Origin of the sequence: uncultured Brachyspira sp., from assembly GCF_934747485.1 — a bacterium.
In the GTDB taxonomy this organism is placed as follows: Bacteria; Spirochaetota; Brachyspiria; order Brachyspirales; family Brachyspiraceae; genus Brachyspira.
This window is the reverse complement of record NZ_CAKVGN010000083.1, coordinates 1-11,294: the sequence shown is the minus strand read 5'-3', so window position 1 is coordinate 11,294 and position 11,294 is coordinate 1. Positions and strand designations below refer to the sequence as shown.

Genomic DNA, 11,294 nt, shown 5'->3' with positions numbered 1-11,294 from the left:
ACAGGAACTAATCCCCATAAAGCATACCACTGTTTTCTTTCTACTTTTATACCAGTCTGAGGCCCATTACCAACTATATGCCTATGTTGTGATATACAAGAAGTTGCAAATAATGCCACAACAAATACTAAAACAATAAACTTTTTCATTTTTTATCTCCTTTTTTTAATTATATTGATTTTATATAATAAAATATCATATTTAGAGATATAATATTTCATCATCAAAATAAAGAATTTATGCAATGCCGAAAGAAAAGGCATAAAAATAAAGTATAAATTTTCGTTAAGACTGTAGACTGTAGACTGTAGACTGTAGACTGTAGACTGTAGACTGTAGACTGTCTATAATTTGCATCAATTTAATGTATTTCATATAACATTAATTTAGCATAAATTAATTTTTATGTCAATTAAATTTATTATTAAAGATAAAAAAAGTTATATAATTATCAAAGATTGCTGCAAATAGCTAAAATATATATTAATTGCTATATGTATTTACCAGCATATTGAATTTTTAGGTATATCAAATATATTTTTAAATATTCATTAAAATATTTGTATGTATAATAATAATATTTAATTTGACTTTTATGTATTTTGTAGTAGAATATATGAGTTGATATATAAGAGTATTAACCCAAAAATCACATATTTTAATAATAAAGGAGAATAAAACTGTGAAACTCCCAAAAGTCAATGATTTAGGATTTTTCGAGATCCGTCTCGAAAGTATCGGTGGAATGGGTGCTAATAGTGCTGGTAAGATGCTTGCAGAAGTAGGCGTTTTAACACAAGGTTTCTATGGTGCTGCATTCTCAAGTTATGGTTCAGAAAAGAAAGGTTCTCCAGTAAAATCTTTTGTAAGGTTTTCAGAAACTGAAGTTAGAGTAAACTCTACTGTAGAAGAACCCCACGTAGTGGCAGTGTTCCACATGAATCTTCTTAAAAACCCTCTTACATTAGCTGGTGTTAAAGAAGATGCTATAGTTATTTTCAACACTAATAAAACACCTGATGAGGCAAGAGATTTTGCTAAATTACATGGCGGTAAAGTAGTTTGTATTGATGCAATAAAAATCGCTAATGATTTAAAACTTCCTTCACAAGCTGCTAATACTATCATAATGGGTGCTATGGTTAATCAGCTTGATTTCATAGATTCTGCTAAATTTGAAGAGCAAATCAGAAAACAATTCGGCGGAAGAAAAGCTGAATTAGTTGAGCCTAATATTGAAGCTTTCAGAAGAGGCGGAAGCGATTCTGTTGTTAAAGAATTCAAAGCTGACGGTAAATATCCATATATCCCTTATAAAAAACCAGAGCCTGTATATGGTAAAAACAACCAATTAACAGGAGGTTATATTAACGCTGCTGGTAACTCTACTCTTAAAGATTTACAAGTTACTCGTACTGGTAATATACCTGTATTCAATGCTGCTAATTGTATTGATTGTGCTAACTGTGAAGTTGTTTGCCCTGACCTTTGTATAGTTTGGGAAAAAGGACCAGACAGGAAAGACCCTAATAAAACAGCTATGAACATGATGGGTATTGATTATCAATATTGTAAAGGTTGTTTGAAATGCGTTAGAGCTTGCCCTAAAGGACCTTATTCTGGTAAATTTGAAAAAGATCAGCAGGCTTTAAGAATAGAAGTAGAAGCTAATTGTGATGTTGATAAACTTACATACAGACGTTATAAAAAATAATAAGGAGCGTATAAATGGCACAAAAATATAATCTTGCTGAGCAAGAAAACATACTTGAAAGTGGTAATGAATTAGCAGCCATTGCAGCCGCTCAAATCAATTATCACGTTATGGGTTATTACCCAATCACTCCATCTACTCAAATTGCTGAGTACTTAGATGAAATGAAAGCTAATGGAAGACATACTGTTTGCATGATTCCTGGTGACGGTGAACATGGTGCTGCTGGTATTTGTTATGGTGCTGCTACTGCAGGCGGTAGAGTATTCAATGCTACTTCTGCTAACGGTTTGCTTTTCGCTATGGAACAATTACCTGTTCAAGCTGGTACTAGATTCCCTATGGTATTAAACGTTGTAAACAGAACTGTTTCTGGTCCATTAGATATTAAATGTGACCAATCTGACGTTATGATGGCTCTTAACACTGGTTGGATCATCATTATGGCTCATACTACTCAGATGGTTTATGACTTCAATATATTTGCATTAAAAATTGCTGAGAAAGCTAAACTTCCTATCATTGTTTCTTCTGATGGATTCTTTACTTCTCACCAAAAGAAAAAAATTCACCTCTTCAAAAATGATAAAGATGTTCAAGATTTCTTAGGCAAATATACTCCTGAAGTTACTTCTGTTGAGCCTACTAAGAACCCTGTTACTATTGGTCCTTACATGAATGAAGATGAATTAACAGGCAGTAAATTACAGCTTTCTCAAGCTTTGGAAGATTCTAGAGCTATTATTGCTGAAGTATTTGAAGAGTTTGCTTCTCTTTCTGGAAGAAAATACTCTCCTATAGAAACTTACAAAATGGAAGATGCTGAAGTTGCTTTAATGCTTTGCGGTTCTTCTTATGAAACTGGTACTTTGGCTGTTGATGAAATGAGAAAAGCTAACCCTAACCTTAAAATAGGTGCTTTTGCTATTACTCAAATTCGTCCTTTCCCTGAAAAAGAATTACAAAAATTACTTGCTAATGTTAAAGTAGTTGTTGTAGGCGACAGACAAGATACTTATTCTGGTATGGGCGGTAATATGTCTACTGAGATTAGAGCTGCTCTTAAAAATGATCCTAATAACAAATCTTCTATTATCAGCAGAGTTTATGGTCTTGGCGGTACTGAGTTTACTCTTGACAAAGCTAAAGAATTATTTGATTTAGGTTTAAAAGAATTAGCTAAAGCTGGTTCTGTTGAAAAACATTCTTACCTAGAACAATACATGGGTGATCCTAATGTTAAAATGAAACCTATACATGAACCTTTAACTTTAGAGAGCCAAAAATCTGGCATCACTGTTACTATGAATGAACAAACTCATAAACTTGATGTTAAAGTTCCGCCTCTTAGAGAATTAACTGGTAAAGCTTATCGTTATGCTCAAGGTCATGGTGCTTGTAACGGCTGCGGTATTTTCTCTGGTATCAATACTTTTATGAAAGGTATAGAAGGTGCTGTTGTACTTTTGGTACATACTGGTTGTTCTATGGTTGTTACTACAGGTTATCCTTACAGCTCTTATAGAACTACTTATGTTCACAACTTATTCCAAAACGGTGCTGCTACTCTTTCTGGTGTTGTTGAAATGTATCATGAAAGAAAAAGAAGAGGCGAAATTGACGGACCAGAAGATCCTACTTTCATAATGGTTACTGGTGACGGCGGTCATGACATAGGTATGGGACCTTCTATTGGTGCTGCTATTAGAAATCACAAAATGATTATCTTAGAATATGATAATGAAGGATACATGAACACTGGTAACCAATTATCATTCTCTACTCCATTAGGTCATAGAACTTCTACTTCTAACGTTGGTAAAGCTGAAGTTGGTAAACAATTCAACCACAAAGATGTTGCTCAAATATTTAATGGTTGTCACGTTCCTTACATTGCTACTGGTTGTGAAGCTTATCCTTTAGATTTAGTTAAAAAAGCTGCTAAAGCTCAATGGTATGCTAATAATGTTGGTACTGCTTTCGTTAAACTTCTTATCACTTGTCCATTAAACTGGAAAACTCCTGATGATATGGGTAAAGATATTATTAAAGCTGCTGTTGATTGCTGTTTCTTCCCATTATATGAGGTTGAACAAGGTGTTACTACTATAACTAATATGGTAGCTGATGACAAAAAATTACCTGTTACTGAATGGTTAAAATTAATGGGTAAAACTAAACACCTTCTTAAACATCAAGATATTCTTGACAGATTCCAAGCTGAAGTTGATAGAAGATGGGCTAGAATCAAAGCTATGCATGAAAGTCCTGTTCTATAATAAACTAATAGCTTAGAACATAAATAATAACGGTTGTTAATAAAAATATTAGCAGCCGTTATTTTTTATTTTTTTCTAAAACCCACCCTATTTTTCTTTTAATTCAAAACAAAAAATTAAACTTATTTTTCTTTATTGCTTAATCTAAAAATATAACTCCCTCCCAACTTTTTTAGATTTGTTATTTTTAAAACCGCACGCAGAGTAGATTTAAAATATAAGCTTCATTATTAATCCAATTTAAACAAAATATCAAAATATATTCACCGTGCGTTAAATAAATTTCAAATCTCATAGCAACTTGGGTGGGGCTAAAAATTCTAATTGAAACAATATAAAAAATTAAATTTAAATATTCAACTAAAAACAATAAAGAATAAAGGGCGGGGGTGTAAATAATATTATAAACAACTAATTTGACTAATTATATATTCTATAGTAGAATTATTTTTTAATGAGAAATAAAATAAAAAATTTAATATTTACAAACAAAAAATTCTTCATAATATATTCTATACTCATATCATTAATATTTTTATCTTTATGTATATTATGTATATTGTTTATTCTTGGCAATGTAGAGAAAACAGGTTATTTGTCAAGTTTTAAAAAGCTATATGATAATAATTATAACTGCAAAATAAACTACCATAATAACAAAGCTTTTAACTATATATTTGAAGTATACCCATATTTCAATTATGATACAGATTATATTTTTAATTATAATAAAGAAAAACAATCCCATAAATTAATATCATCTAATAATTTAGAATTTAATGATAAAATAGATATTCAGTATAAATTAAAATTAAAAAAAGAAGTTTTTGTATTTTTTATTTTAATAATAATAATATTTCCTATAATATATTTGTATGTAATACCAAACATAATAAACAATTATAAAATATATATAGTTCTCTTAATAATACATACACTACTCTATTTTCTAATAACTAAATTAATTCTTCCATTATCTTCAATGCTAAAATTGCAGACAAATATTTATGATATATTATATTCTTATTTATTTGTTATAATATCATACAATTTACTATATTATATACCGAATTTTATGAATATAAAAAATCACAGAATAATTTTCACTATATTATTTTGTGTTATAACAAATTTTTCTTTTTTTGTAATAGAAATTATTGCATTAAGCGTATTAGATATGGTTGTGTTATTTTCTGATATGCCTAATTTATACTCTTCACTTATAACAGTTCTTCCTATACAAATGAAAATTATAACAATACTGTCAAGCTTCATATATTTCTCTTCAATACTATTATTATTATATTTATTTATGTACAATTTATATAGAATATTTAAAATAAAAAAAACAAATGCAATAATTATGATATTATCAATTATAGCTATATCATATGTTTTATTTTTAAGACCGAACAAAATAGAAATGTGGAGCATAGATTTTTTAAGAAATGCAAATAAAAGAGGAATAATATATACGCTAAATTATAGAATAAATTATGACAGAATGAATAATATAAAACCAAGCAAAGAATTAGTATTAAACTCTATAAACTTATTAAAAGCATATGAAGAGAAAAGAGATTTATCAAATTTATTATTACAAGAGAGTGAAAATAAAAGAGATATATTTTTAATATTTTTAGAATCTTTTTATGATTATTCACATTTTATAAAGTTATTTAATAAAGACCCCTTCCCCAAGGAATATAGAAAATGGGCAAACAGTTCAAGAAAAATAGCACCAAATGTTAATAATGGAAGCTTTTATGCAAGACTATCCGGACTTACTGCCTCAAGCCCCTTATATCCAAAAACTCAATCAGAAAAAATAAACAATACTTTAATAAGTCTTTTAAATGAAAATGGATATTACACTTTGGCATTGGAAGAAGCATTGAACACATATAATCTTAAAACATTTTATCCATCAATAGGTTTTAGTGATTCAATATTTGGATTAAACATCACAAATATAAACACATACTTAGAAACTAATATAAATAACCTAAAACAGCCTTTATTCGTATCTGGCTTTACAATTTTGGGTCATACCGATTCACATATAGAAAATGATTTTAATATAGCAGAAAAAAACAAAAAATTTATGAATTATTTTAATGGCAATGATGTAGAAAATTTATTAGAAACAATAGATAACTCTGTAATGACATCAATAGAAATAATAAAAATTAGAGATACAATATTAAAATATTCACCAAATGCATTAATAATATTTAAGCATGACCATTTATATCCATATTTAAGAGCAATAGTAGAACGCTCAAGTGTAGATAAAAAATTAAAAGAAAACTTTCTAAATGATGCCTCCCCAAGTCCTCTGCTTATATGGGACGGCACTAATGGAGCATATAAAGCACCTATAAATATAGTTCCAGAAAATATACCAATGTTTATAGCAATCAATGCTGGAATAACAAATTATAAAAACTCTGTTATTTCACTGCTTTACAAAGAAAATATTAATGATACTATAAGCACATATCATAAATATTATAAAATTACTAACAATTCTTTAATATTAGAAAATAATGTTGATGAAAACTCTGATATTTTTAAATATGAGAATGCACAAAGAATATTGTCTCAAGATATATTTCAAGGTAAAAAGTATTATTATGATATAATAACTCAAGTTGAACAATAATATAAAATAATATAAAATATATTATACTATTTCATATAGGTGGTTTTGTTAAAATGAAAGATTCTCATATTAATTTATGTCAATGCCCAGAATGTAAAAAAAATCAATATAATCAGATGGAATATATAGTAAAAAAAGAAGATTTAAAAATACTAGATAATCAAAGACCATTAGGAATATCTGGACATTTGAGAGTTAAAGATGAAGCGATGAGCATAGGGCAATGTATTGATTCTTGTATAGATGCATTAGACGAATTAATTATTACATATAATAAATCTACCGACGGTACAGAAGAAATATTAATGAAATACGCTAAAAAGTATCCTAAAAAAATAAGATTATATTTTTATCCATTTGATATTGTTTTATTAAAAGATAAAAATAAGTATGGATATGTTCATAGTCTTTCAAATTATTATAATTTTGGATATATTAAAATAAAATATCAATATTACATAAAAATAGATGCCGATCAAATTTATTTTATAGATAAATTATTAGAAATAAGAAAAATATTATTATATTATAATGATAGTAAAAAAAATATTTATACTGCTTTAATTTTAGATAAGATTTCATTTTATATACCTATAAAAAAAATAAGAAATTACTTTAGAACAATATTTATAAAAAAATTATTTAATAAAGATAAAGAATATAAATATAATGGATTAGAAGAATGTTTGAATTTTAAAGATTTTATTTTGTTCTCTAAAATAAGAGATAAAAAAGATATGACATTGATATTAGGCGGTTTTGATTTAATTTTAAAAAATAATAATTTATACATAAATTCAAACTTTCCATGTAATGGATGTGTAGGAGATCATTTTATAATTAATCCTAGTTCCAAATATAAATATGAATTACAAAATAATGGAATAGAAGTTTTAAAAATTAAAAGAAGAAGCATTATCGGGTTTGCTTGGGTACATCTTGGAAGTATAAAAAGAAAAGTAAATATAAGTGATGATAATATAATAAAATTTAATGATATACAATATATGTCATCGAAAGAATTTTTAAATATAATAAATAAATTAGAAAATAATTTTACTAAATATAGTATGGAACAATTTACAATAAAATATTTTGATAAAGATAAAAATTATTTATCAGAAGACTTTTATAATAAATATATGAAAGACATATTAGAATATGCTATAAATCATCAAAATATTCATATAAAAAGAATTTATTAATATTAAAAAATATTATTAAAACTTCAAATATTTCCAAAGCTCATAAAAATGATTAACAGGTCCATGCCCCTTGCCAACACTATCAATTTTAGCAGACTCTAAGGCATTAAATAAATAATCCTTAGCCAAAATACAAGCTTCTAATGGTGATTTGCCATGAGCAATATAAGAGCAAATAGCAGCAGATAATGTGCATCCTGTGCCATGTGTATTTTTAGTGTCTATTCTAACAGCATCAAGAAACTCACGCTCTTTAGAGTTTATAAATAAATCTCTTGAAAGCTCTCCGTCTAAATGCCCTCCCTTAAGCATTACATTTTTTGCTCCCATTTTAAGTATATCATTAGCAGCAGCAATCATATCTTCATCTGTAACAATTTTTTTGTTTGTAATATCTTCTGCCTCTGGTATATTTGGAGTAATCACTGTAGAAATAGGTATAATATATTTTTTTAAGCTTTCAACTGCATCTTCCAAAAGAAGTCTGTCTCCGCTCTTAGCAACCATAACAGGATCAACTATTATAGGTATATTTTTAGCATTATTATCTAAAAAGTTTGCAACGAGTTTTATTATATCATTATTAAACAGCATTCCTATTTTTATGGCATCTGGAGTTATGTCATCAAATATGCAATATAGCTGCTCTTCTATAGCTTTAATATCTATCTCATAACAGCTTCTCACCCCTTGAGTGTTTTGCACAGGTAATGCAGTTAATACACACATTCCATAACAGCCCAAAGCAGAAAATACTTTTAAATCAGCCTGTATACCAGCACCGCCAGAGCCGTCAAAACCAGCTATTGTTAAAGTCTTAATCATAATAAAAAATCCAAATACTTAAGATACTAAATTTTTCTCTATATATTTTTCATATATAAATTTACAAATTACCTTATGGTCAAAAGAAGATAAATTTTCAAATAGCCCAACATACTCCTTACCTATCACTTCTATAATATTTAAAGAAAATGTCATTTTATAAGAGCCTATAGACATATAAGTAAGCGGTATATTATATCCAACACTAAGATGAATATTCTCATTTGGTATTAAAAACTTTATCCCCCTCGCAGATATGCCCAATATCATAGCATGCACTATTTGTTTGCTTTCTTCATGCCTAAAAACTATATCATTATTTACATTATTAATAATAGTATATTTTATTCTCTTAGGAAGCAAATTAGATTTAGACAATAAACTCGAAAATCTGTTAAAAAAATCTTTTTCGCTAAATGGTTTAAATAATATTCCAGCCACACCTATTTTAAACATATTAGCAACAAAACCCGGTATAATCTCTGAAACATGTATAAAAACTCTAATATTTTGATACATATCATCATAATGCATTTTTTCCAATATGGCATTAATCTCTTCATCATAAGGAGACGTTTCTATAATGGCAATAGAAAAAGGCATTTTTGAACAAGTTGAAAGTATGCGTTTTTTATCTTTTACTGATACAACATCATAACCTTGCATAAGAAGTATTGTTGTAATATTATCTCTTGTAATATAATTAGAATCGTATACCAATACCCTCATAAAGCACCTCCTCTTGCCTATATATTAATTATAAGATAGTTAAAATTAAAATCAAGAAAAAAAACCAAATTATGTTATAATTATCAAACAGGTATTTAATGCATAGTTTAATAACTAATAACAAACTAATACTAAATTAAGGGTAACATAATGAAAGAAATAAAAATCACAGATATAGAGAATATAAAGATAGGAAATGCTCAAAATACAGAAGCTGCTACAGGCTGCACTGTAATAATATGCGAGAGAGGGGCTAATACTTCTCTTGATGTTCGAGGCGGAGGACCTGCTTCGAGAGAAAGCGAACTTACAAAACCTTTTGCAACTACTGAAGTTATACATGCTGTACTATTGAGCGGAGGAAGTGCTTTTGGGCTTGATGCTTCGGGAGGGGTTATGAAGTATCTTGAAGAGAGAAATATCGGTTTTGATGTTGGAGTTACTAAAGTTCCTTTGGTTTGCGAATCTTGTATATTTGATTTGCGTATTGGAGATTATAAGGTTCGTCCTGATATAGAGATGGGTTATAATGCTTGTATTGATGCTGAAAATAACAATCCAAAAATGGGTAATTATGGAGCCGGCACGGGGGCATCTGTTGGTAAGATATTGGGGGTTGATTATGCTATGAAATCTGGTTTAGGTTTTTATGCTTTAGAAGTTGATGGGGTTAAAGTGGGGGCTGTTGTTTCAGTTAATGCTTTTGGGGATATATTTGATTATGACACAGGAAAAAAATTAGCAGGACTTTTAAGTGAAGACAAGAAACACTTTAGAAGTTCTGAAGAAGAATTGATAAAACTTACAAGAGATAAAGAAATAACATTTACAAGCAATTTAGTAGAAAACACAACAATAGGAGCTATTATAACAAATGCTAAGTTTACAAAAACACAAATGGGTAAAATAGCTTCTATGGCTCATAATGGTTTTGCAAGAACTATTAAGCCTGTACATACCACATTAGACGGAGACAGTATTTATGCTATGTCTGTTGGAGATATTAAGGCAAGCATTGATGCTGTTGGAAGTTTGGCTGCTATTGTAATGGGAAGGGCTATTAATAATGCTGTAAAAAATACTTGTGCCGCTTATGGGCTAAAAGCGTATAATGATATTTTTTAATTATTTTTAGTAAATTAATATATTTAATTGCTATATTTTAAATAATGAGAAAAATATTTGTTTTTATATTAATCTTTACAACATTAGCTTTTAGTAATAATATCAGCAATAATCAATATAAAAACATTGATGATTATGCAGGAATATATTATGGAACATTGATTGCATATTCTGATATAGCTGGAGAAATTCATTTACAAAATTTTAAAATAGAAATTTCAAAATCTGGAAACATCATATCCGTAATACCAACATCATTAATAATAGGGATAGATACAGACACTGATATAGAAGTAAATAAAAAAAATATTATAAGAAAATCAAACAACGAGTATAAAATAGTTGATAATATCACAAAATACATTGTACCCAATATATCATCGGTTTCAGCAAGCGGCGATATAATACTTAATTTTTATGATGATGGAAACACTTTAGAAGTAATCGGAAATTGCGAAGGCAGTGTAAGCTTTAATATAGAAGCATTCGATAAAACAATTATAGAAGCTAATAAATCCACAAAAGTAAATATTCGCGGAACTTTTAATATTAGTGAAAAAATATATAATTAAAACATTATTTAATTTTGTAATATAGTTTTTTTATCAAATACCATGCTATTTTTTATAACAAAAAACACACAATAAATCACACTCCTAAACAAAAATGAAATTTCTGCACAGGAGCCAGACATATTGCAGTTAGGAATTCCTTAATTTCTTAAAGTATAGCATAGGTGTATCATAATTTAA

Annotated in this window: 8 protein-coding genes; 6 read left to right on the top strand and 2 right to left on the bottom strand. The window is 28.0% G+C overall.

What is annotated here, in order from left to right:
- Positions 1-682: 682 nt before the first annotated feature.
- The 4 genes from Q0H31_RS11860 to Q0H31_RS11845 all read left to right on the top strand — a co-directional run bounded on the left by Q0H31_RS11860 (position 683) and on the right by Q0H31_RS11845 (position 7,863).
- Positions 683-1,714: a 2-oxoacid:acceptor oxidoreductase family protein gene (locus Q0H31_RS11860; RefSeq protein ID WP_295298451.1), complete on the top strand. Its 1,032-nt coding sequence runs from the start codon at positions 683-685 to the stop codon at positions 1,712-1,714.
- A gap of 14 nt (positions 1,715-1,728) precedes the next feature.
- The gene (locus tag Q0H31_RS11855; RefSeq protein WP_295298449.1) at positions 1,729-3,993 is read left to right on the top strand and encodes a thiamine pyrophosphate-dependent enzyme; all 2,265 of its coding nucleotides are present in this window, start codon (positions 1,729-1,731) and stop codon (positions 3,991-3,993) included.
- Between the two features lie 454 nt (positions 3,994-4,447).
- Positions 4,448-6,658: a hypothetical protein gene (locus tag Q0H31_RS11850; protein WP_295298447.1), complete on the top strand. Its 2,211-nt coding sequence runs from the start codon at positions 4,448-4,450 to the stop codon at positions 6,656-6,658.
- 53 nt (positions 6,659-6,711) lie between these two features.
- Positions 6,712-7,863, top strand: coding sequence for a glycosyltransferase (locus tag Q0H31_RS11845; RefSeq protein ID WP_295298445.1), 1,152 nt, complete (start codon positions 6,712-6,714; stop codon positions 7,861-7,863).
- 15 nt (positions 7,864-7,878) lie between these two features.
- Here Q0H31_RS11845 and thiD read toward each other — a convergent pair whose 3' ends face one another.
- The gene (thiD, locus tag Q0H31_RS11840) at positions 7,879-8,688 is read right to left on the bottom strand and encodes a bifunctional hydroxymethylpyrimidine kinase/phosphomethylpyrimidine kinase (RefSeq protein ID WP_295298443.1); all 810 of its coding nucleotides are present in this window, start codon (positions 8,686-8,688) and stop codon (positions 7,879-7,881) included.
- Positions 8,689-8,706: 18 nt separating this feature from the next.
- Complete coding sequence (locus tag Q0H31_RS11835; RefSeq protein ID WP_295298441.1) at positions 8,707-9,417, bottom strand: response regulator; 711 nt, start codon at positions 9,415-9,417, stop codon at positions 8,707-8,709.
- A 150-nt stretch (positions 9,418-9,567) separates the two neighbouring features.
- Between Q0H31_RS11835 and Q0H31_RS11830 the strand changes: the two genes are divergently transcribed.
- Both Q0H31_RS11830 and Q0H31_RS11825 read left to right on the top strand, forming a co-directional pair.
- The gene (locus tag Q0H31_RS11830) at positions 9,568-10,542 is read left to right on the top strand and encodes a P1 family peptidase (RefSeq protein ID WP_295298439.1); all 975 of its coding nucleotides are present in this window, start codon (positions 9,568-9,570) and stop codon (positions 10,540-10,542) included.
- Positions 10,543-10,586: 44 nt separating this feature from the next.
- The gene (locus Q0H31_RS11825) at positions 10,587-11,114 is read left to right on the top strand and encodes a hypothetical protein (protein WP_295298437.1); all 528 of its coding nucleotides are present in this window, start codon (positions 10,587-10,589) and stop codon (positions 11,112-11,114) included.
- The last annotated feature ends 180 nt before the right edge of the window (positions 11,115-11,294 follow it).

What these genes read in the sequence shown, in the direction of transcription:
- thiD (WP_295298443.1), bottom strand. Translation starts at nt 8,688, where the DNA reads ATGATTAAGACTTTAACAATAGCTGGTTTTGACGGCTCTGGCGGTGCT.
- Q0H31_RS11830 (WP_295298439.1), top strand. Translation starts at nt 9,568, where the DNA reads ATGAAAGAAATAAAAATCACAGATATAGAGAATATAAAGATAGGAAAT.
- Q0H31_RS11845 (WP_295298445.1), top strand. Translation starts at nt 6,712, where the DNA reads ATGAAAGATTCTCATATTAATTTATGTCAATGCCCAGAATGTAAAAAA.
- Q0H31_RS11850 (WP_295298447.1), top strand. Translation starts at nt 4,448, where the DNA reads ATGAGAAATAAAATAAAAAATTTAATATTTACAAACAAAAAATTCTTC.
- Q0H31_RS11825 (WP_295298437.1), top strand. Translation starts at nt 10,587, where the DNA reads ATGAGAAAAATATTTGTTTTTATATTAATCTTTACAACATTAGCTTTT.
- Q0H31_RS11855 (WP_295298449.1), top strand. Translation starts at nt 1,729, where the DNA reads ATGGCACAAAAATATAATCTTGCTGAGCAAGAAAACATACTTGAAAGT.
- Q0H31_RS11835 (WP_295298441.1), bottom strand. Translation starts at nt 9,417, where the DNA reads ATGAGGGTATTGGTATACGATTCTAATTATATTACAAGAGATAATATT.